The sequence below is a fragment of the Mesorhizobium sp. Cs1299R1N1 genome, assembly GCF_037179655.1.
GTDB lineage: Bacteria > Pseudomonadota > Alphaproteobacteria > Rhizobiales > Rhizobiaceae > Mesorhizobium > Mesorhizobium salmacidum.
Genome location: NZ_JAPYKR010000005.1, coordinates 355,330 through 376,935 on the forward strand (window position 1 = coordinate 355,330; position 21,606 = coordinate 376,935).

Genomic DNA, 21,606 nt, shown 5'->3' on the forward strand with positions numbered 1-21,606 from the left:
TCATGCGCGGCGCGCAACGGACCAGAGCGGCAGGTGGCTCTCCTTGCAAAGGCCGTTGCGCGCCACCTGATCGTGATCAAATCCTGATCCCGAACCGTATGCCGTCATAGACGGCGGCGTGGATGTTGCGCGAGGCGACCGCATCGCCGATGCGGAACACGACGAAGCCACCTTCCGAATTGCGCAATGGGAAGATATCGCCGCCGTTCACCAGCCGCTCATAATCGATCGCGCCGCCATTCCTCGACAGCGGCTTCAGCGACAGATAGAGGTCGTCAAGCGGCGCCGTGCCGTGCTCGACCACCACTTGGTCGACCCTGCGCTCCCCGCGCCAGCCATCGGCAAAATCCGAAGCGAGTTCCGCGACCAATTGATTGCCCTCGCGCCGCACAGAGCGCAGGCGTGTGTTGATGGTGATGGTGACGCCCCTTTCCTGGAAGGCGCGCATGTACGGCACGTGGTTCATACCGCCCATTTCGGGGGCGAAGAACCGCTCTGGCGAAACCAGTTCCAATTTCGAGCCGCTGTTGGCAATCAGTTCGGCCGCGCCCATGCCCTGATGGCCGCCATTGTCGTCATAGAGAAGAACATTCTCGGCCGGCTTGACACTGCCGGCCATGATGTCCCAGCTCGAGGTGACGAGATTGTCGCCGGAGGCCAGCGGCGGGTTCTGCGGCAGGCCTCCGGTGGCGACGACCACCACGTCAGGCGCCAGGGCCAGGACGTCGTCCTGCTCGGCCCAGGTGTCGTAGCGGATCTCGACGCCCAGCCGTTCGAGTTCGGCCAGACGCCAGTCGATGATGCCGATCAATTCCTTGCGGCGTGGGTTCTGGGTCGCCAGACGAACCTGGCCACCCGCTTGTGATGATGCTTCCAGGATCGTGACCTGATGGCCGCGCTCGGCCGCGACGCGCGCCGCCTCCAGTCCGCCGGCGCCGGCGCCGACAATCACGACTTTCCGCCTAGGCCCTTCCGTCTTGGCGATGATATGCGGGATATCCGCCTCGCGGCCGGTCGCCGCATTGTGGACGCACAACGCCTCGCCGCCTTCGTAGATGCGATCCAGACAATAGGTGGCGCCGACACAGGGACGTATCTCGTGCTCGCGGCCCTCCATCACCTTCCTGATGATGTGCGGATCGGCGATGTGGGCGCGGGTCATGCCGACCATGTCGAGCTTGCCGGTGGCGATCGCATGGCGCGCGGTGGCGACGTCGGAAATGCGCGCCGCGTGGAAGGTCGGGAATTTCGTCGCCGCCCTCACCTCGCCGGCGAAATCGAGATGCGGCGAAGACCGCATGCCGGTCACCGGGATCACCTTTGTGAGCGCCGCATCGGTCTCGATCGAACCACGGATGATGTTGAGGAAATCGACCTTGCCGGAGCCGGCCAGCCGCCTGGCGATCTCGACGCCCTCCTCCTTCGACAGGCCTTTCTCGAAATCCTCGTCGGCGACCATGCGGATGCCGACGACGAATTTCTCGCCGACCGCCGCTCGCACCGCATCGAGCACCATGTTGGTGAAGCGGAGCCGATTGTCGAGCGAACCGCCATATTCGTCATCGCGACGATTGGTGGCAGGCGACCAGAAGCCATCCATCAGATGGCCGTAGGATTCGAACTCGATGCCGTCGAGCCCGGCTGCCTGGCAGCGCTGGGCGGCCGATGCATAGTCGGCGACGATGCGCTCGATATCCCATTCCTCGATGGTCTTGGGGAAAGCACGATGCGCCGGTTCGCGCACCGGCGAGGCCGACAGCACCGGCAGCCAGTCGGCCTTGTTCCAGCCGGTGCGGCGGCCAAGATGGGTGATCTGGATCATCACCTTGCAATCGTGCTCGTGGCAGGCGTCAGCGAGTTCGGCCAGCCACGGCACGATGCGGTCGTCATAGACATGCAAATTGCCGAAGGCGGCCGGGCTGTCGCGCGAAACGATGGCCGAGCCTGCGGTCATGGTCAGCGCCATGCCGCCCTTGGCCTTTTCGGCATGGTAGAGCCGATAGCGCTGCTTCGGCATGCCGTCCTCCGAGTAGGCCGGCTCGTGGCTGGTCGACATCACCCGGTTCTTCAGCGTCAAATGCTTGAGCTGGTAAGGTTGGAGAAGCGGGTCGTTGCTGATCATCGTCTTCCTGCCGTTTTAATTTGTGCTAATGAGCGGCAAATCCAAGGAAAACCGCTTATGATCGATACCAAAACCCTCACCCAGCTCGGCACGCACGTCGAGACGCCACAGAGCCCCGAAGCCGCGATCCTGGAAACCGTGCCGTTTTCTCGCGGCGACGGACCGCCGGCGATCGTGCGCTTCACCTGCCCGGAATTCACCTCGCTCTGCCCGGTGACCGGACAGCCGGATTTCGCTCATATCGTCATCGACTACGCCCCCGATGCCGCCCTGGTGGAATCGAAGTCGCTGAAGCTGTTCATGACCTCGTTTCGCAACCATGGCGCTTTCCATGAAGACTGCACGGTGATGATCGGACGTCGCATCGTGGCCGCGACCAAGCCGCTCTGGTTGCGCATAGGCGGCTATTGGTATCCACGCGGCGGCATTCCGATCGACGTGTTCTGGCAGACCGGCTCTCCGCCGGAAGGCGCCTGGCTGCCGGACACCGGAGTCGCCCCCTATCGCGGGCGCGGCTAGTTCGGCCATCATTCGCACTGGTACTGGCTTAGCGCCCATTCGCCGGTCACCGACAAAAGGTCCGATATCTTCCATTCGCCGCCGACCTTCTTGAACTTCCATTCGAGGCGGTGCGGGTTGCCGCCGACGACGAAGGCGACGATGACCTTGGCCTGATCGCCATTGATCGCTTCGAGCGTCTTCAGGCTCTTGTCGATCTCGGCCTTGTCGTAGTCCGCATTGTCGAGCGCCATGTTAGGGTCCAGGCACTCGCCCTGTCCGGATTTGCGCAACGCATCGCTCTTGTCGAGCACGGTTTTAGCCGGGTCTGTGAAATGGCCGCGCTGGGCCGGATCCACCTCCAGGCCGACCTGATCGTAAAACGGCCGCACGACCGCTGTCGGCGATCCCGGCTGGATGGGGGCGGCAGGCTCGCTCGGCGGCCAGGCGACTGGCGGCGTCGCCGGCTCCGCGGCTCCGCCAGGCGCGGTTGCCGGCGGTGTCCGGCCGTCATCAGGCGCGGTCCCGGCAGGGGCATTTGCCGGCGGCGCGCCCAACAGGCCCTGAGCAGATGCGCCGTTCAAGCCAGCCGCCAGCAGGCACACGGCCGACAATGACAGGAGCGCGCGACCGGCCATTGCTTCACTCCGGATCTTGGCCCGCCATGCATTCGAGCTGGCTCAGCGTCCAGTTGCTGGTCTTCGATGCAATGTCCGATATCTTCCATTTGCCGTCGACCTTCTTCAGCGACCAGTGCATTTCGCGCTGCGCATCGTCTCCTTCCGGAAAAAGACTGAAGTTCGCCACCACTTGCGCCGTGTCGCCATCCACCGTCTCCGACAGCTTCAGTGTCTTGGAAAGGGTCTTCTGGTCGAAATCCTGCGCGTCGAGGCCGGGGTCGAAGTCGATACAGGCGACCTGGTCCGGATTTTTCTTGGTCGCCTGGTCGTTGAGGTCGAACAGTTTCGTCACCGGCTCGGTGAAGCGATCGCGGTATTGCGCGTCGGCCTCGAACTTGACCTGCGGGACATAGAAGAACTTCACGGCGTCGGAAGCCGGACCGGCCACGGCGACGGCGGGCAAGGCTATCGAAAGGGCGGCAAGGAGCACTGTCAGTCTCATGCAGAATCTCCGGCTTTTCATGGCTTGAAGCAACCAATACCACGCATCCTGCATATCGGCTTTTTTGCGGTTCATGAAGCCCGCCTGCGCACGCATCACGGCTGAAGCGGGTCATCTCGACGGGACGTGCAGGCCAAGCTTGCACTCAGAGGCCGAGCGCTGCCTTGCGTCCGTCATGGATGGCGAATGCCACCTGCCTGGAAGCGGTACAATCACCAATCGAAGTGTGGGCAATCTTGCGCCTTTCGAGTTCGATGGAAAGCATGTCGGCGGCCATATTCGTCGTGGCGAAGACCAACGCATCGGCTTCGATCTCCTGCTCGGTTCCATCGAGCAGCGAAGCGACCCTGGCCAGCCTGCCATCCCAGTGAACGACGGCGCTCTCGGTCACAAACCGCACCTTCAGCTTGGCGAGCGCCCGCCGCAGCGGCGCGTCGACGGCCATTCGCTGAAGCTCTTTGCCAACCAGGGCGTCCGGAGTCACGAGCGTCACATTGTGACCGTCCTCGGCGAGTTTCCAGGCGGTGCCGCAGCCTTTCCAATTGCCGCCATCGTCCAGCAAGAGAACATTTTTCCCCGGCCTCGCCTCACGGGCCATCACCGCTTCGGCCGAGAGCACCGGCCCGCCGCCCGGAATGCTGCCCCACTGCGGCAAGGCCCGCTGGAAAGCGCCGTCTGGCGGCATCGAGCCGGTCGCGACGACGACGTGATCCGCGCCTTCGCGCTCGACATCGTCGGCTTCGACATACTGCCCGTAGCGGATGTCGACCTGAAGCTGGCCGAGCTGGCGCTCGTACCAGTCGATCAGATCCAGAATCTGGGCACGGCGCGGCTGCAGGCCCGCAAGACGGAACTGCCCCCCAAGGCGGTCGGATGCCTCGGCCAGTGTCACCCGGTGACCGCGCTCGGCCGCGGCGCGCGCCGCTTCGAGCCCGGCCGGGCCGCCGCCGACGACCAGCACGCGCTTCGGCTGGGCGGCCGGAGCGAAGCGATCTCCGCCCCACTCCCATTCCCGCCCCGCGGAGGGATTGATGACGCAGCTGATCCAGTAATCACGGCTGCGCCGGCCCCAGCACATCTGGTTGCAGGACAGGCAGCCGCGAATGTCCTGCTGCCGTCCGGCGGCGGCCTTTGCAGCGAGGTGCGGATCGGCGATCTGCCCGCGCACGATGGAAACGAGATCGGCGCGACCTTCGCTCAACACGCTCTCGGCGTTCTCGGGGGTGCGGATATGGCTCTCGGCGGTGATCAGCGCGTGACGCACGGTGGATTTGAGCACGGACGCCAGGTCGGCACCGAGCTTTTCCGGATAAACAAAGGTCGGTATGATCTTGTAGAAATCGAAGTAGGAACCCGTTCCGCAAGTCACATAGTCCATCAAGGCATCGCGGTCGTGGAGGTCGATTATCTCGGCCAGCGCTTCGCGCTTCAGCGCCACTTCGACTTCCGGCTCATCGTTGATCGCAAGACCGATGATGAAATCATCGCCGCATTCTCGGCGAATCCTGGTCATCACCTCGCGGCTCATCCGGGTGCGGTTTTCAAGGCTGCCGCCCCATCGGTCGTCCCGGCGGTTCGACCAGGGTGTCCAGAACTGGTCCAGCATCGAATGGTACGCCGCCCAGACCTCGACGCCGTCGAAGCCGGCCTCGCGGCAACGGCGCGCCGCCTGGACAAAGCCGTCGATCGTTTCTTCAATCTCGGCTTCGGACATCCGATGCGAACCGTCGGAATCGTGGTAGCTCGGCAGGCCGGAAGGCGACCAACCGGGGTGAAACGAGTTGTCCGCGTCCGCGTGCTGGCCGACATGGTAGAGCTGCTGGATGGCGACGGCGCCGTTGCCGCGGATCGCCTCCGTCACCTTGCGAAAATGCGGGACGACGCGGTCATCGGATGGGCTGAAGTTGCCACGGGTCAGCACGGCGGCCTGATGCACGGGCATCGGCTCGACCACGATCATGCCGGCGCCGCCGATGGCGCGTTCCGCGTAATAGCCGACATGCCGCTCGGTCGGCAGCCCCTCCACCGCCATGTTGGCGGTATGGGCTCCGAACACGATCCTGTTGCGTAACGTCTTGCCGCGCAGAGTGGCCGGCGTGAACAGCCGGTTGAAGACCCGCCCAGACATGCACCGCTCCTTCAAAGCCTTGGCGGCGGCACCCAGGCGCCAGCGCTCGCAACCAAAGTCGATTCTTGCCGGAAAGCCGGCACCTCGGGGGTGCCGGCTTTGCCGCGATCCTTGAAGCTAGGCGTCCAGCCAGACGTTCTGGAGATCCATTTCGAAGGTCTGGTGGACGCCGTAGTTCTTCACCTTCTTGTTCGTATGGCTGTAGAGCTTCTGCCAGAACGGCTGGATGATGACGCCGGAGTCCTGCAGGATCTGCTCGACATCCTTCATCACCTCCTTGCGCTTGGCGACGTCGATCAGCGAGAGCGCCTGCTTGAGCTTGGCGTCGAAATCGGGATTGGAATAAGCCGATTCATTCCACGCCTCGCCGGTGCGATAGCCCAGCGCCAGCACCTGGACACCGAGCGGGCGCATGTACCAGATGGTCATCGAATAGGGATATTTCGTCCAGTCGTTCCAGAAGGTCGAGCCCGGCAGCACGGTGCGCTTGACCTTGATACCGGCGTCGCGCAGCTGGCCGGCGATCGCGTCGCCGGTGTTCTTCTGCCAGTCGTCCTCGATCGTGATCAGTTCATGCTCGAAGTCGGCCTGGCCGGCTTCCGCCATCAGCTTCTTGGCGCCCGCGGCATCGCGCTCCTTCTTGGGCAGGGCATAATATTCGGGATGGATCGGGCTGACATGGTGGTTCTCGCCGACCGTGCCGCGCCCGTTATAACCGAGCTGCAGCACCGCGTTGTTGTCGACCGCCATCTGCAGGGCATTGCGAACCCGCTGGTCGTCATAAGGCTTGTGCGTGATGTTGGTGCGGGCAACCAGCGTGGTGGCGGTCGCGACCTCCGATTTCTGCAGCCCCATCTTGTCGAGAATGTCGATGAAGTCGGCGGGCGATTCGAAGTTTACGTCGACCTCGCCGGAGTCGAAAGCGTTCACCGTGGCGTTGAAATCGGTGCCGTAATCGATGAACTCGACGCTGTCGAGCGGGGCTTCGCCACCCCACCACTTGCCGTTCTCGCGGCGCTTGACCACGGCCTTCTGGCCGACGTCGTAAGAGACCAGCTCGAACGCTCCCGTGCCGATCGGCTTCTTGATCGGATCGGCGCCATCGGCATCGAAATTCCGGTGCACGATAAGGGCGGGGTAATCGGTGAAGTTTGGAATGAGCGAAATGTCGGGCTCGCTGAGCTTCAGCTTGACCGTGTTGTCGTCGACCTTGGTGATCGCACCGTCCCTGGCCTTGCCGGTCTTGGCATCGATCAGCGCACCGACGCGCGCCGCCATCGAGTTGCCGGCGACGCCCTTCTCGCACCAGCGCGTCACATTGTGCACCACGTCATCGGCGTTGAAGGCATCGCCATTGTTCCAGGTGACGCCCTTGCGCACATGCAACGTGTATTCGGTGGCGTCGTCGTTGATGTCCCAGCTTTCGAGCAGCACCGGCTCGAAGGTGAATTGTCTGGTGTAGCGAACCAACGGCTCCAGCCAGCTGCGCGAGATGTTGGCCAGTTCCACCCAGTCGTAAGTACGCGGATCCTTCTGCGCCTTCACCGCCATCGAGACGTGCAGCGTCCCGCCCTTCTTCGGCTCCTCGGCCAGAGCTTGCGTCGGCGCGGCGAGGCCGATCATGCCATAGGCAAACGCCGTCGATGCGCCAAGCGCGCTGGCCAGCGCCAGGAACTCGCGCCGGTCCATGCGACCCGCCCGCGCCTCCGTTGCCATCGCTTCGATAGCTTGCGGCACACGATCGCCATTACTTTTGAAAACCGTCATGTCACTCTCCCCTTGTTGTTCCCGTCAGGTCTTTGTCTGTTGTTTTTCAACTAACGCTGTCGGGCAATTTTTCCTCGCGCCGCGCGATCAAATCCTTGAGACCGTCGGCGATGCCTTCGTCGAGTTTCGGCTCCTCATAATCGGCGAGCATGTTGCGCGCCTTCTCGCGGCCGCGCGTGTCGTGGTCCTTCGCCCCTTCCGCCTTCCATTGTTCGTAGGAGTTGAAGTCCATGATGCTCGGCATGAAGAAAGCCTTCTCGAAATGTTCGAGCGTGTGCTGGGTGCCAAGGAAATGGCCCTGCGGTCCGACCTCGCGGATCGCCGCCATCGCTTCCTTGAAATCGTCGAAAGGCAGGCCGCCCGCGTATTTGTACCAGCCGACGAGCTGTTCGCAGTCGGTGGCGAATTTTGAGTACCCGCAGGTGAGACCTGCTTCCAGCCAGCCGGCCGAATGCCAGATGTAGTTGGCGCCGGCAAGGATGGCGGCATGCATCAGCATGTTCGCCTCGTAGCCGGCCTGGGCATCGTTGAGCTTCGAGCCGACATGGAAGCCTGACGTGCGCCACGGCAGTTTGTATTTCCGCGCCAGCGCACCCATCAGATACATCATCTGGGCGGCTTCCGGCGTGCCGCCCATCGGAGCGCCGGTCTTCATGTCGACCGTGACCATGAACTGGCCGTAGATCTGGGGTGAACCCGGACGGATGAGCTGGGTGAAGGCCACGCCGGCAAGCGCCTCGGCGTTGACCTGCGCAACCGCGCCGACGGCCGACGCCGAGGTCGAGGCGCCGCAGAGCGCGAAGGGCGCCAGGATCAGCGGCTGATTGTGGCGCGCATACACCCTCATCGCGTCCAGCATGGTGGCGTCCCAGACCAGCGGCGAATTGCAGTTGGTGATTGCAACCAGCACCGGATTGTCGCGGACGAACTCCTCGCCGAACACGATGCCGGCCATCGCCATCGTATCTTCCGCCCGCTCTTTGGACGTCACGATGCCCATGAACGGTTTGTCGGAATATTTCAGCGCCGAATGGATGATGTGCAGGTGCCGCTTGGGCACGGCAATTTCCATCGGCTCGCAGATGATTGAACTCGACGAGTGCAGCGCCGGCGCCATGTAGGCGAGCTTGTGGAAATTGTTGAGGTCGGCAAGCGTGCCGTAGCGCCTGTTGTTGTCGAGGTCGCGCACATAGGGCGCGCCATACATCGGCACGAAGATCGAGTTCTTGCCGCCGACGCGCACCGTACGCTGGGGATTGCGCGCGTTGAGCGTGAACTCGGAGGGAACCTTGGAGACGAGTTCCATCAGCAGCGCGCGATCGATGCGGACCCGCGTTTCCCGGACATCGGCACCGGCGGCCTTCCACAAGGCGATGGCCTCGTCGTCGCGGAATTCGCAACCGACCTCTTCCAGGATCGAAAGCGACTCCTCGTGGATCAGTTCCACCGCCTCGTCCGGAACCATCTGGTACACCGGAATCTGGCGAACCAGGGTTGGGAACGAGGCGATCGGTGCCCCCCGAAGCGCCTTGCGCCCGAGACGGCCACCGCCACGGCGATGGGTCGGTTCGGTCAATTCAGCGGCGGGTGCGTTCATGAGACCTCCTAGCGTCCGTTCCAGCCAAGTTAGCGAGGTGAAATATGGCTGTGACGCTGGAAAATCCTGATCTCTTGTATAAGCTGTGCTTATGCGAAGCCTGCGCCACCTCCTGCCGTCCGCCGGCAGCCTGATCGTCTTCGAGGCGGCGGGCCGGCTGTCGAGCTTCACCGCCGCCGGGCGCGAGCTCGGCATGACGCAAGCGGCCGTCTCCTATGCGGTGCGCGGACTGGAAGAGCAGCTCGGCGCCAAGCTGTTCCAGCGTCGCCACCGGCAAGTCAGCCTGACGGAAGCCGGCGAGCGGTTCCATGCCGACGTCTCGCTGGGCTTGTCGCATATCCGCAAATCCGCCGAGGATCTGCGCCTGCAGGCGACCGGTGGCCATGTAACGCTTGCCGCCTCGACCGCTTTTGGCTCCTTCTGGATGATGCCGCGCCTGCAGCAGTTCCGCGACGAATTGCCGGGCATCGACCTGCGCATCCAGACCGCCGACCGTGATCTCGACATCATCGCCGAAGGTATCCCGCTGGCGGTGCGCGGCGGCGAGCCCAGGGAATGGCCGGACTACCACTCGCTGCCGCTCGCCGATGAGGAGATCTTCCCCGTCGCCGGCACCAGCTATCTGGCCAAGTTCGGCATGCCGGGGAGCGTCGAGGAACTGGCCACGCACCGTCTCATTCACCTCGAGGAGCCGTATCGTGAAGCGGCAAGCTGGGACGAATGGTTCCAGTCGGCCGGCGGCAGCCTCAGCAACACCGCGCGGGGCCTGCGCATCAATGATTATGGCCTGGTGATCCAGGGCGTCATGGAGGGACAAGGCATTGCGCTGGGCTGGCGCCATCTTGCCGAGCGGCTGCTGGCGACCGGCCTGCTGGTGCCGGTGACGAACCACGTGCTCAAGACCGGCAAGGCCTTCTATGTCGTGTGGCCGAAGAACCGCGAGCTCTCCGACAATGCCCGCAAGGTAAGAGACTGGCTGGTCGCGCAGGCGTAAAGTGGCCTCGCACGCACGGACCGAATCCGTGTAAGATCAGATCATGCCCATTCGCCAGCTTTCCGAAACGATGATCAACCAGATCGCCGCCGGCGAAGCCATCGAGCGTCCGGCGAGCGTGGTCAAGGAACTGGTCGAGAACGCGCTCGATGCCGGTGCAAGCAAGGTAGAGGTCGTCACATCGGGAGGCGGGCTGAACCTTATCCGCGTCACCGACGACGGCTCCGGCATTCCTGAGCAGGAGCTGGCGCTGGCGATCGCGCGTCACTGCACGTCCAAGCTTGCCGAGGACATCCACGACATCCGCTCGCTTGGTTTTCGCGGCGAGGCGTTGCCGTCGATCGGCTCGGTGTCACGGCTGTCGATTCGCTCGCGCACGGCTTCGGGCGACAGCGCCGCAGAGATCGGCATCGAGGGCGGCCGCATCCTGCCGGTCAAGCCCGCGGCCGCCAATCGCGGCACCACCGTCGAGGTGCGCGACCTGTTCTTCGCCACGCCGGCACGGCTGAAGTTCATGAAAGGCGAACGCGCCGAAAGCTCGGCCATCAGCGACGTGGTCAGGCGCATCGCCATCGCCTTCCCCACAGTGCGTTTCACGCTCGCCGGGTCCGACCGCACGACGCTGGAACTGCCCGCGACCGAGGACAGCGCGGAAGGCAGCCTGCGCCGCATCGCGCAGGTGATGGGCGCCGACTTTCCCGACAATTCCATTGCAATCGACGCGATGCGCGAAGGCGTGCACCTGACCGGCCATGTGTCGATCCCGTCCTTCACCCGCGCCAACGCGCTGCAGCAATATGCCTATGTCAATGGCAGGCCGGTGCGCGACAAGCTGATCGCCGGTGCCATTCGCGGCGCCTTCGCCGATGTCCTGCCGCGTGACCGCCACGCCGTGACCGTGCTGTTCCTTTCGCTCGATCCGGCCATCGTCGACGTCAACGTCCATCCGGCCAAAGCCGATGTCCGCTTCCGTGATCCGGGCCTCGTGCGCGGACTGATCGTCGGCGCGATCCGGCAGGCGTTGGCCGATGCCGGCATCCGCTCCGCCACCACGGGTGCCGCCGGCATGATGGCTGCGTTCCGTCCGGGCGCCGCACCCTATGATCACGGCGGCCCGACAAATGGCCATCGCAGCTACGAAGCAGCCTTCCGCGCGTCCGGCCCCGCGGGTTTCGACCCTTCGCGCTCGCCGCAGCGACCGCTCGACATGCAATTCTCAGGCGCCGGCTTTGAACGCGGCAATGCAAGAACCGCCGGGTTCGGTGAACCCGACCAGGCGGCGTTCGATGCCGGCCCGCTCGCCAGCGCCGATGCGCGTGCCGGGCAGAATGAGGCAACCGAGACGCTGCTCGGTGCGGTGCTGGGTGCCGCGCGCGCCCAGGTGCACGAGAACTACATCGTCGCCCAGACCAGGGATTCGCTCGTCATCGTCGACCAGCACGCGGCGCATGAGCGGCTGGTCTATGAAGCGCTGAAGAACGCCCTGCATTCGCGGCCGGTGCCCTCGCAGATGCTGCTTCTGCCCGAGATCATCGACTTGCCGGAAGAGGACGCCGAGAGGCTCGCCATGCATTCCGAAACCCTCGCCCGCTTCGGCCTCGGCATCGAGCGTTTCGGCCCGGGCGCGGTTGCCGTGCGCGAGACGCCGTCGATGCTGGGCGAGACCAATGTCCAGCAACTGGTGCGCGACCTCGCCGACGAGATCGCCGACAACGACACGGTCGAAACGCTCAAGGGGCGGCTGGACAAGATCGCGGCGACCATGGCCTGCCACGGCTCGGTGCGCTCCGGCCGGCTGCTCAAGGCCGAGGAGATGAACGCGCTGCTGCGCCAGATGGAGGCGACTCCGGGCTCAGGCACCTGCAACCATGGCCGCCCCACCTATATCGAGCTGAAGCTGGCGGATATCGAAAGGCTGTTCGGACGGCGGTGAACCGGCCCCAACGGGCCAGCCCTCATTTCATCTGCTGATATTTCCTTGTCCGTGAATTGAAGACGTAATCGACCGCGGTTCCGGCACCGCCGCCTTCAAAATTCACGGAAATGACGTCCTTGCCTTGCTCCACCCATTTCTGGACGTTCATGTAGATGATCGTTTTCAGCATGCCGGCACTGCAAGCGTCGTCATCGGCGAAGGTAATTTCCTGGACAACCTTGCGGCTGCTCTTTTTGATGACCTGCACTTTTTCCATGCAAAGGCCGCCACCGGTATTCGTGTAAATTCCCGAAAACCTGTGGGTGGCTGTCTGCGCCCAGAAGGGGATCTCGACAGTGCCGTCGATCTTTGCCTCGCCGGTGTCATCCAGGCTCGCTATTTTCTTGAGGGTGACGGGATATCTGTCCGTGCCCTTGCTCCAGCTTCCTGTCAAAGCGTTTCCATTGAGGTCGAGGGACAATGGGCACCTTGCGGTGTCGACAGGGGGCGTCGGTCCCTGCACTATTATCCGATAAAGCTCCTTATCGTCTGAAATCTCGCAAAGCACGAACCTGGTGCCGCTGACCGTGCCATACAGCGCAATCGGGATTTGCTTCGCGTCGTAGAAGTAGCTTCCATTGACCTTTGGCGCGCTGCCTAAGCTGTCATCTGTCTGTATGGAGAAATGGATAGGAGATGACCCGAGGAAACCCTCGTAGTTTTCCACGTGGTACCAACCCGCAATGGCTTTTGCGTTGAGCAGCAACAAGCAAACGACCGTTGAGATAAAGCGTCTTCCCATCCCAACCCCGCTGCGCTCCGCGACGACAATCCGCCAAGACTGCGTGACAGTTGCCTTGCGTCGCGGCAGCCGTCAACTGAAATCCGTGGTTCCTGATAAGTCAGGGAAAGATCGCAACCTTTTGAATTAGCGTTTCAAATTCACCACGATAACGCCGCCGAGCGCCAACGCACCGCCGAGAATGCCGAGCAGCGTCGGCACTTCGCCCAGCCAGAAGAAGCCGATCAGGGCCGACATCGGCGAGACCAGGTACAAGAAGTTCGAGGCACGCGCCGCCGGCAAGCGCGACAGCGCGGTCGCCCATGCCGCATAAGCGATCAGGCTTGGCACGATGCCGAGATAGATGACGGCGCCAAGGCCGGCGGTGTTCGCGACGGCGGCCTGCTGCAGAGCAGCGGGCAGGAAGGGCGCCAGGCAGAGCGCGCCGAGCACCATGTTGGACGCCGCGATGGTCAGCGGATGGTGACGGGCAAACAGCGGCTTCTGGACGATGGTGTTGACGGCCGAGCAGAGTGCCGAACCAAGCACCAGCAGCGCGCCGGCGTTGAAATGCAGGCCATGCCCATCGGCGATGGCGATGATGCCGATGCCGGCGAAGGAAATGACGGTACCGATCCAGGCCAGGCCTGAGAAGCGCTCGCCAAGCAGGGCCATCGCCATGATGGCGGTGAAGATGGGACTGACATTGATGATGAAGCCGGCTGCTCCGGCCGAGACGGTCTGCTCGCCAAAATTGAGCATCGCCGTGTAGAGCGCGACGAAAATGGCGCCGCCGAAGGCGAAGCGCCAGAAATCGCCGATCCTGGGCAGCGCCGGACGCTTGACGGCGAGGAAGATGGCAGCCGGCACGGCGGCTATGGCAAAGCGCAGGGCGCCAAGCTCCAACGGCTGGAAAGCGGCGAGCCCGGCCCGGATCGCCGGGAAGGCGGAGGCCCAGCCGATCACCGTCAGCGCCACGGCGATGGCGGCCGTGGTGTCCATCCGCTGTGTCGAATTCAACGTGCCTGTCGTTACGCTCATCTCATTGCCCTCGGATCCTTCGGTCTCGGCAGCAGAAAACGCCCTTTCAGGTCAATTGACAAACGACCAAATCGAGGGTCACCTGTGAGCATGGATCACAGCTCGAACAGCATGCTGCCGCTGGAGACATTGCGCGCCTTCGACGCGGCGGCCCGCACGGGAAGCTTTTCGGCCGCCGCTGAAAAACTCAACCTCACCCATGGCGCCGTCAGCCGGCAGATCGCCAAGCTCGAGGACTGGCTTGGCCTGAAGGTTTTCGAACGCGGCGCGCGCGGCGTGTCGCTGACCAACGAAGGCAATCGCCTGCATCTCAGGACCACCGAAGCCTTCGCGCTGATATCGGTCAATTCGGATCGGTGGGTGGAGCCGCGCGGCACCGCCGTGGTGCGCCTGGCCTCCATTCCATCGGTGAGCGGCTTGTGGCTGATGCCGCGCATGGCAACGCTGGAGAACGACCCTACCCGCCTGCGCATCGTGCTCGACGTCGATAATCGTCAGGCCGATCTCGCCGACGAAGGCATCGATCTGTCGGTCCGCTGCGGTCGCGGCCGCATCCCGGGCCGTGTCTCGGTGCAACTGTTCGAAGAACATCTCTTCCCGATCGCCTCGCCGGGCCTCGCACGAGAGATCGGCGCTGGCGACCCGGCCCGGTTGCTCAAATTCCCGCTGATCAACGATTCCGACGCTTCGGGCTGGCGCGCCTGGTTCGCCGCGCAGGACATGGATTACCGGCCGCGCCCGCAAGACCGCCGCTTCGAAGACTACAATCTGGTGCTCGATGCCGCAGCCCATGGTCTCGGCATCGCGCTGGCGCGGCCGCCGCTCACCGAGCACCAGATAGGATCGGGGCGCCTCGTCGCCGTCGACGATCGCACCGCGCTCAATCCCGTTTCCTACTGGCTGGATCGTCCGGTCGGCCGACCGCGCGCCGCCGCCGCCGATCTCGCCAGGCGCATTGCCGAACAGGCCAGGCTCGCGCCGGCAAGATTGGAAGCTTTCCTGCAGGATGACAATTAGGCTGCGACGCCTCTCGGAGACAATGCGTGACGGTCGCGGTCGGAAATCGCGCGATGCCTCTCAACGAAACAGAAAAAGCACAATCATGGTGGTCGCGGCCGAGACGATGGCCGTCACGATCGATATCGTCCACAGCGACGACGCAGCTGGCTCGGATCGCGGAGCATGGCCCGCCGGACGGATGGAGGCGCCGCGCGGTTGCGGCGCGTTGGCGTTGGCCGCGACCAGCACCGCGGCGGAAGCGACAGCAGGCGAAAATGTGGACGGGGCCGAGGCCGCTGCCAGTTTGGGTGTGCTGTCAGTGGCCATTGGCTGCTGCGGGGCGAAGCCGCGCCAATCCTGATCGGTGTTCGTCCCTGCCCCACGCGTCGACGTTCCTGCCGGTGCATGGTGGGTGGCGACGTCAGGTTCCATGACGGCCCGGTAAGCATCCTCGATTTCGGAGGATGACAGGCGTTGCGAGGTCTGAGCGGCCGGTCGCGGCAGCGAGCTTTGCAGCGCCTGGGCGGCGAACTGCGCCGATTGCACCATCGCGGGCGCCGGCGGCTGGACGAGCGCCTTGACCAGCGCCGCGGTCGCCGGGTCGGCCTTGGGCGAAGGCACCGGCTGGGGCATGAGTGCTTCTTTCAGCAAAGGCGGCATGCTTGCATTGGCGATGTCCATGGCGCTTCCCGACAACCATTGTGCCAAAGGGCAATATTACATGAGCATTGCGCCAAGCTTGACCTTGCCCACGATTTATGGCGATTGAATCCCGATGAACTCAAGTGCCATTGAATGATGAACCGTTTCGAAGGCCCCGGCGGCAAGGAAGCCCGCATCCGCTACCTCGATGGCGATTTCCAGGTCACCAGCCCCGGATCGTTCGTGCGCTGCGCGGTGACGGGCGAAAACATCCCATTGGACGAACTGAAATACTGGAGCGTTGCCAGGCAGGAGCCCTATGTGAACGCCGCCGCTTCGCTGCGCCGCGAAATCGAGGTGCATCCGGAACTGCGTAAGCGGGGTTAGCCTCTCAGCTTGCGCTGCCGCCAAGCATCGAGCGTTTCCTCGATGATGCGTTCGGGAACGTGGTCGAGTTCGAACACCGTGTCGATTTCCAGCACGTCGAGACGGTCGAGAAAACCCTGCGGGGCGCCATGGCGCAACCGGGCGGCGTCCTTGGCGGTGGTGATCAGGCCAAGGCCTTCGGCCCGCGCCGTCGCGGCCAGTTCGGCAAGCTCGTCCTCGGCGTAGAAGTGGTGGTCCGGAAAGGGCCGGGAAAGGATCACTTCGCCGCCGGCCTCGCGCACCGTGTCGAAGAACTTTTCGGGATGACCGATGCCGGCAAAGGCCAGAAACCGCTTTCCGGCAAGCCCCGCCTTGCTGCTCGGCTCCGTGTGGGCCTCGAAGATCGGCCGGCCGGCACGCGCTGCCCGGCGAACCACGGCATCGGCGGCGGTGCCCTCGCCCATCTTCAGCAGCCCGCTGGTGAAGACCAGCTGGTCGACGATTTTAGCCCTGAGCGGACCGCCCGGGATGACGCGGCCATTGCCGATCCCATAACGGGCATCGACCACGACCAGCGCATAATCGATGTGGATGCGGGCGCTCTGAAAGCCGTCGTCCATGATCAGAAAATCACAGCCGTGCTTTTCCAGCAGCAGCCGGGCGCCGGCGGCACGGTTCGGCGTCACTGCAACCGGGGCATGTTCCGCCAACAGAAGCGGCTCGTCGCCGACGTGCTTGGCGCTGTCATGACTGATATCGACGACATGCGGTTCGGCGAAGGAACCGCCATGGCCGCGCGACAGGAAACCGGGCTTCAATCGCATGCGCCTGGCCTGTTGGGCGAGCGCGATCGCCACCGGCGTCTTGCCGGTGCCGCCAACGGTGAAATTGCCGACGCACAAAACCGGCGCCTGGATCTTCTCGCGCCGGGCCCGCCGCATGCCGCGACCGGCGACCAGCGCGTAGACAGCCGACAGCGGCGATAGCGCCAGGACTTTCCAGTCCGGCTCTTCCCACCAGAATGGTGGTGCTTCCGAGGCCACGCTAACGCCCGTTCGCGCCCTTCAGGCGCGCCTTGACCACCAGCGGCTGGATATAGGGTTCGAGCGATTTGAGCGTGCGTGCCAGCGCGCCGCGCATCTCATCGACAGTCGCGATCCCCGCCGCCATCATCTCGTGGCGCGCCACTTCGTTGGTCAGGAGGAAATTGACGGCGCCAGCCAGCATGTCGCGGTCGCGCACCAGCTTGGCGCCGCCGCTGTCGAGCAGACGCTGATAGGCCTCGCGAAAATTCTGCACGTTGCGCCCGGCGAGAACCGCCGTGTCGAGCATGGCCGGCTCGAGCGGGTTCTGGCCGCCTTCGGAGGTCAGCGAACGGCCGACGAAAGCGATTTCGGTCAGGCGGAGATAAAGCCCCATTTCGCCGATCGTATCGCCAAGCAGGATATCGGTGTCGGGACCGATCCGGTCACCCTTGCTGCGCCGCGCAACCTTCAGTCCCATGCCGGAAATCTGCGCGGCGAGAGCTTCGGCCCGATCGGGATGGCGCGGAACGACGATCGTCAAAAGGCCGTGGTGACGCTTGTGCAGGGTCGCGTGGACTTCCGACGCGACCACTTCCTCGCCATCATGGGTCGAGATCGCCGCCCAGGTCGGGCGATCGCCGATCTGCCGCTGCAAAGTGGCGAGCGCCCGTTGGTCGACCGGCGGCGGGTTGGTGTCGACCTTGAGATTGCCCGACACCGTGACCGGCCGGGCGCCGAGCGCGCGAAAACGCTCGCCGTCGACATCGGATTGGGCAACGACATGGGCCAGATTCTCGAACAGCGCCTCGGCGATGTTGGCCCGCTTCTTCCACGACGTGAACGAGCGATCGGAAAGCCGGCCATTGACCAGCACCTGCGGCACGTGGCGCGCACCGAGTTCGAGGATGGTCATCGGCCAGATCTCGGATTCGGCGATGATCGCCAGATCAGGTTTCCAGTGATCGAGGAAGCGGCTGACCGCCGGCTTCAGATCGAGCGGCACATATTGGTGGATGATGCGGTCGCCGAGCCGCTCGTCCACGACTTGGGCGGAGGTCACCGTGCCGGTCGTCAGCACGATGTTGACGCCATAGTCGAGGATGCTTTCGACCAGCGGCACGACGGCCAAGGTCTCGCCGACGCTCGCGGCATGGATCCAGATCACCGGCCCCTCCGGGCGCGGGCGGCCGGCGACGCCATAGCGCTCGCGCCTTCGGTTGCGGTCTTCCTTGCCGCGCGAGGTGCGCCAGGCGACGTAAGGCCCGACCAGGGGATAGGCGGCTGCGCCGGCAAAACGGTATGCCGACAGCATGGTACGTGCCCAGCGGCCGCTCACCGCGGGCCGTCCACGAGACGGTAGGCCTCGGCGGTCGCGGCGTTGAGGGCGGCCGTCACTTCCTGGCGCTTGCGTTCCATTTCGGCATCGTCGGCATCCGCCGCCACAAAGATCGGCGTGCCGATGGTCACGGCGGAGCGGCCGAAGGGCAGGTTGATGGTGGTTTTGTCCCAGCTCTTTTCCAGCACCTTGCGGCGGCTGGTGGCGATGGCGACGGGCAGCAGCGGCCGGCCGGAGAGGCGAGCCAAAAGAACGATACCGAGCCCTGCATCGCGCGGGGTACCGTGGGGAATGTCTGCGATCATGGCGACGTTCTTGCCTGCGGTGAGCGACTTTTTGAGGGCGATGAGGGCCTTGGCCCCGCCCTTGTCGAGATGCCTGGCATTCTCGCGCCCGCCCGAACCGCGCACCGCCTCGATCCCGAATTTCTCCAGCATCAGGGCATTGAGTTCGGCATCGGCGCTGCGCGACACCATCGCGACCAGCGGCTTGCGCTTGGGGTAATAGGCCGGCGTCAAAAGATGCTGGCCATGCCACAGAGCAATGATCCCCGGCTCGAACTCGGCATAGGCGCCGCCCGCAAAGCGGGCCGATCCGGCGACCAGGGGGCTGGTCAGGCGAACCAGCCGCACGAACTGCGCGAGCAGGCTGGCAATGGCGTTCTTGACGAATCGGGATTGCGCGAGCGGCTCGCGAATCCTGCGCCAGAAGGCCTTGGTCGTGCGGCTGCCGCCCCTGCCCGTGGGCGCGGCCTCGCTGGCTGGCTCTTTCGCCAGATCACGCTCCATCGAACTCAACCGATGACCTTGCTATCGGGATCCAGCAGACGGTGCAGATGAACGACGAAATAACGCATATGGGCATTGTCCACGCTGGCTTGTGCCTTGGCTTTCCACGCGGTGTGCGCGGATTGATAGTCGGGATAGACACCAACGATGTCGAGCGCGTCGAGATCGCGGAACTCGGTGCCGCCAAGCTTCTTGAGTTCGCCGCCGAACACCAGATGCAAAAGCTGTTTCTTTCCGTCTTCCGCGGCCATGTCGGTCCTTCACATATCGTGAGTTTGTCACAGGTCTAGACCAAAGCCGCCGACTTTGGAACCTTCGAAAATGCTTTCAGCCATCCAGCCCGGCGATGACATCGACAAGCACCGCCAGCAGGTCCCCGCTGCCGGCGGCGAGCGCGCCGTGACGGATCACCTCGCCGGCATAGAGCGGCGCCCGGCCATTCGGGTCGAGCAGCTGGCCGCCCGCTTCGCGCAGGATGAGATCGGCGGCGGCAATGTCCCAGTCATGCGCGTTCGGCTTGACGAACGTTGCGTCGAGCGTCCCGTTGGCGATCATCGCCAGGCGGTAGGCGAGCGAGGGGATGTAGGGTGCCCGCTGCAGCCGCTTCTGCCAGCCGGCAGGCACCATGTCGATCAACTGCTTCAACCCTGAAATTTCAGCCTTGTCCTCAGGCTTGCGTACCGCGATGCGCTTGTCGTTGCGGAAGGCGCCCTGGCCGGGTAGCGCCCAGTAAGTCTCATCCATCGCCGGACATTCGAGCACGCCGGCGAGCGTGCGGCCAAGCTCAACGACGGCAACGCTGACGCACCATGTGGGCTGGCCTTCGAGGAAGCCGCGCGTGCCGTCGATCGGGTCGACAACGAAGGTGCGGCGCGCCGAAAGCCGTGCCGGATCGTCGGTCGTCTCTTCCGACAGCCAGCCATAATCCGGCCGTGCCGCAAGCAGCGTCTGGCGCAGATACGCATCGGCGGCATGATCGGCTTCGCTGACCGGCGAGGTACCACCCTTCATCCAGACCTGCGGATTGTTGCCGAAGTAGCGCATCGCGATAAGACCGGCCTCGCGGGCGGCGTCGCGCAGCAGCGGCAGGTCCTGATCGGCAGTGGTCAGGTCATGCTCCGGCAAGGGTCATGCCTTCGATCAGGAGTGTCGGGGCGGCGGTACCGAAATTTCGGTCGAGGTCATTCGCCGGCACCATGTTGAGGAACATCATCTTCAGGTTCGAGGCGATGGTGACTTCGGCGACCGGATAGGCAAGCGCGCCATTTTCGATCCAGAAGCCGGAGGCGCCGCGGCTGTATTCGCCGGTGAGCATGTCGACACCCTGGCCAAACACTTCGGTGACGTAGAAGCCGGTCTTGAGCGAGCCGATCAGGTCTTCCGGCGAGCGCTCGCCCGCCTCGATGGCAAGGTTCGTCGACGACGGCGAGACGGAGGAGCCGCCGCGCGCGCCGCGACCGTTGGTGGCGAGGCCGAGCTCCCGGGCCGCCGACGTCGACAGGAACCAGTGGTTGAGGACACCCTTTTCAATCATCAGGAGCTTCTCGCCCTCGACGCCTTCGCCATCGAATGGGCGCGAGGCCTGGCCACGGCGCCGCAACGGGTCGTCGGTGACGGTGATGGCGGCAGCGGCCACCTGCTTGCCCATCATGTCGCGCAGGAACGAGGTCTTGCGGGCGACGGAAGCGCCGTTGATGGCGCCGGCGATATGGCCGGCAATGCCGCGGGCGACGCGCGGGTCGAACACCACGTCGACGGGTCCGGTCGCCGCCTTGCGCGCGCCAAGGCGGCGCACCGCCCGTTCACCGGCCTTGCGGCCGATGTCCTCGGGTGCGTCGAGATCGGCAAAATGCTGGCGCGAGGAGAATTCATAGTCGCGCTCCATGCCGGTGCCCTCGCCGGCGATCACGCTGGCCGAGCGCGCAAAACGCGAGCCGACATAGTGGCCGAGAAAACCGTGCGAGGTGGCCAGAACCAGCCCGCCAAGCCCGGCGCTGGCATTGCTGCCGGACGAATTGGTCACGCCCTTGACGGCGAGAGCCGCCGCTTCGGCGGCAAGCGCGGCTTCCTTCAACTGGTCGGCCGACACTTCGGTCGCGTCGAACAGGTCCAGATCGCGCGTCTGCCTGGCGAGCAGCGCAGGGTCGGCAAGACCCTGGTAGGGATCCTCGGGAGACACCTTGGCCATGGCGACGGCACGCTCGGCAAGCGCCTTCGGATCGGACGCGGCGGTGGCCGATACGCTGGCCACACGCTGGCCGACGAAGACCCGCAGCGAAACATCGTCGCCCTCGGAAGCCTCGGTGTTTTCGACCTTGCCAAGCCGCACCGAGACGCCGGTCGAGCGGCCGCGCACCGCGACGGCGTCCGCGGCATCGGCGCCGGCGCGTTTGGCGGCCTCGACCAGGGCCGCGACGCGGTCCGTCAATTTCGCGGCGTCCAGCTTGTCGGTCATGCACTTGATCCTGTTTCTTCAGCCTGTCCG

General features: G+C 64.4%; 20 protein-coding genes. 5 read left to right on the forward strand and 15 right to left on the reverse strand.

The genetic code is table 11. The features are described 5' to 3' along the window. Positions 1 to 76: 76 nt before the first annotated feature. Positions 77 to 2,122 (reverse strand): NADH:flavin oxidoreductase, encoded by a 2,046-nt coding sequence (locus O7A70_RS13885; protein WP_337140811.1) that lies wholly within the window; start codon positions 2,120 to 2,122, stop codon positions 77 to 79. Positions 2,123 to 2,179: 57 nt separating this feature from the next. Between O7A70_RS13885 and queF the strand changes: the two genes are divergently transcribed. Next, complete coding sequence (queF, locus tag O7A70_RS13890) at positions 2,180 to 2,641, forward strand: preQ(1) synthase (protein ID WP_337140812.1); 462 nt, start codon at positions 2,180 to 2,182, stop codon at positions 2,639 to 2,641. 8 nt (positions 2,642 to 2,649) lie between these two features. On the opposite strand, the gene O7A70_RS13895 is transcribed toward queF, so the two are convergent. The 5 genes from O7A70_RS13895 to O7A70_RS13915 form a co-directional block, all read right to left on the reverse strand. After that, positions 2,650 to 3,258, reverse strand: coding sequence for a hypothetical protein (locus O7A70_RS13895; RefSeq protein WP_337140813.1), 609 nt, complete (start codon positions 3,256 to 3,258; stop codon positions 2,650 to 2,652). 4 nt (positions 3,259 to 3,262) lie between these two features. Next, positions 3,263 to 3,742: a DUF3828 domain-containing protein gene (locus O7A70_RS13900; protein WP_337140814.1), complete on the reverse strand. Its 480-nt coding sequence runs from the start codon at positions 3,740 to 3,742 to the stop codon at positions 3,263 to 3,265. A 145-nt stretch (positions 3,743 to 3,887) separates the two neighbouring features. Next, positions 3,888 to 5,870, reverse strand: coding sequence for an oxidoreductase (locus O7A70_RS13905; RefSeq protein ID WP_337140815.1), 1,983 nt, complete (start codon positions 5,868 to 5,870; stop codon positions 3,888 to 3,890). Positions 5,871 to 5,987: 117 nt separating this feature from the next. Next, positions 5,988 to 7,637: an ABC transporter substrate-binding protein gene (locus tag O7A70_RS13910; RefSeq protein WP_337140816.1), complete on the reverse strand. Its 1,650-nt coding sequence runs from the start codon at positions 7,635 to 7,637 to the stop codon at positions 5,988 to 5,990. A gap of 46 nt (positions 7,638 to 7,683) precedes the next feature. Next, positions 7,684 to 9,234 carry a trimethylamine methyltransferase family protein gene (locus O7A70_RS13915; RefSeq protein ID WP_140714232.1) on the reverse strand — a complete coding sequence of 517 codons (1,551 nt, stop codon included), beginning with the start codon at positions 9,232 to 9,234 and terminating at the stop codon, positions 7,684 to 7,686. 91 nt (positions 9,235 to 9,325) lie between these two features. Between O7A70_RS13915 and O7A70_RS13920 the strand changes: the two genes are divergently transcribed. Both O7A70_RS13920 and mutL read left to right on the forward strand, forming a co-directional pair. Beyond that, a complete protein-coding gene (locus O7A70_RS13920) occupies positions 9,326 to 10,228 on the forward strand; it encodes a LysR substrate-binding domain-containing protein (RefSeq protein ID WP_337107559.1) in 903 nt (300 codons plus the stop codon). A 43-nt stretch (positions 10,229 to 10,271) separates the two neighbouring features. Next, positions 10,272 to 12,161 (forward strand): DNA mismatch repair endonuclease MutL, encoded by a 1,890-nt coding sequence (gene mutL / locus O7A70_RS13925; RefSeq protein ID WP_337140817.1) that lies wholly within the window; start codon positions 10,272 to 10,274, stop codon positions 12,159 to 12,161. A gap of 22 nt (positions 12,162 to 12,183) precedes the next feature. On the opposite strand, the gene O7A70_RS13930 is transcribed toward mutL, so the two are convergent. Both O7A70_RS13930 and O7A70_RS13935 read right to left on the reverse strand, forming a co-directional pair. Further along, positions 12,184 to 12,912, reverse strand: a complete 729-nt coding sequence (locus O7A70_RS13930) for a hypothetical protein (protein ID WP_337140818.1) — start codon at positions 12,910 to 12,912, stop codon at positions 12,184 to 12,186. A gap of 159 nt (positions 12,913 to 13,071) precedes the next feature. Next, positions 13,072 to 13,965: a DMT family transporter gene (locus O7A70_RS13935; protein ID WP_337140820.1), complete on the reverse strand. Its 894-nt coding sequence runs from the start codon at positions 13,963 to 13,965 to the stop codon at positions 13,072 to 13,074. A gap of 90 nt (positions 13,966 to 14,055) precedes the next feature. Here O7A70_RS13935 and O7A70_RS13940 point away from each other — a divergent pair, with 90 nt between their 5' ends. Then, positions 14,056 to 14,982 carry a LysR substrate-binding domain-containing protein gene (locus O7A70_RS13940; RefSeq protein WP_337140821.1) on the forward strand — a complete coding sequence of 309 codons (927 nt, stop codon included), beginning with the start codon at positions 14,056 to 14,058 and terminating at the stop codon, positions 14,980 to 14,982. A gap of 60 nt (positions 14,983 to 15,042) precedes the next feature. On the opposite strand, the gene O7A70_RS13945 is transcribed toward O7A70_RS13940, so the two are convergent. Beyond that, positions 15,043 to 15,645, reverse strand: a complete 603-nt coding sequence (locus O7A70_RS13945) for a hypothetical protein (RefSeq protein ID WP_337140822.1) — start codon at positions 15,643 to 15,645, stop codon at positions 15,043 to 15,045. A gap of 114 nt (positions 15,646 to 15,759) precedes the next feature. Here O7A70_RS13945 and O7A70_RS13950 point away from each other — a divergent pair, with 114 nt between their 5' ends. Further along, complete coding sequence (locus O7A70_RS13950) at positions 15,760 to 15,993, forward strand: DUF2093 domain-containing protein (RefSeq protein ID WP_337140823.1); 234 nt, start codon at positions 15,760 to 15,762, stop codon at positions 15,991 to 15,993. On the opposite strand, the gene lpxK is transcribed toward O7A70_RS13950, so the two are convergent. The 6 genes from lpxK to O7A70_RS13980 form a co-directional block, all read right to left on the reverse strand. Next, positions 15,990 to 17,015 carry a tetraacyldisaccharide 4'-kinase gene (gene lpxK / locus O7A70_RS13955; protein ID WP_337140824.1) on the reverse strand — a complete coding sequence of 342 codons (1,026 nt, stop codon included), beginning with the start codon at positions 17,013 to 17,015 and terminating at the stop codon, positions 15,990 to 15,992. The genes O7A70_RS13950 and lpxK overlap by 4 nt on opposite strands. 1 nt (position 17,016) lies before the next feature. Further along, the gene (gene waaA, locus O7A70_RS13960; protein WP_337140826.1) at positions 17,017 to 18,333 is read right to left on the reverse strand and encodes a lipid IV(A) 3-deoxy-D-manno-octulosonic acid transferase; all 1,317 of its coding nucleotides are present in this window, start codon (positions 18,331 to 18,333) and stop codon (positions 17,017 to 17,019) included. After that, entirely contained in the window at positions 18,330 to 19,121 is a 792-nt protein-coding gene (locus tag O7A70_RS13965) for a lysophospholipid acyltransferase family protein (protein WP_140714217.1), read from the reverse strand. The genes waaA and O7A70_RS13965 overlap by 4 nt, the downstream gene beginning before the upstream one ends. Positions 19,122 to 19,126: 5 nt before the next feature. Continuing rightward, positions 19,127 to 19,372, reverse strand: coding sequence for a DUF4170 domain-containing protein (locus tag O7A70_RS13970; RefSeq protein WP_337128335.1), 246 nt, complete (start codon positions 19,370 to 19,372; stop codon positions 19,127 to 19,129). Between the two features lie 76 nt (positions 19,373 to 19,448). Further along, the gene (locus O7A70_RS13975; RefSeq protein WP_337140828.1) at positions 19,449 to 20,246 is read right to left on the reverse strand and encodes a 3'(2'),5'-bisphosphate nucleotidase CysQ; all 798 of its coding nucleotides are present in this window, start codon (positions 20,244 to 20,246) and stop codon (positions 19,449 to 19,451) included. After that, positions 20,233 to 21,576 (reverse strand): TldD/PmbA family protein, encoded by a 1,344-nt coding sequence (locus O7A70_RS13980; protein ID WP_337140830.1) that lies wholly within the window; start codon positions 21,574 to 21,576, stop codon positions 20,233 to 20,235. The genes O7A70_RS13975 and O7A70_RS13980 overlap by 14 nt, the downstream gene beginning before the upstream one ends. Between the last annotated feature and the right edge of the window lie 30 nt (positions 21,577 to 21,606).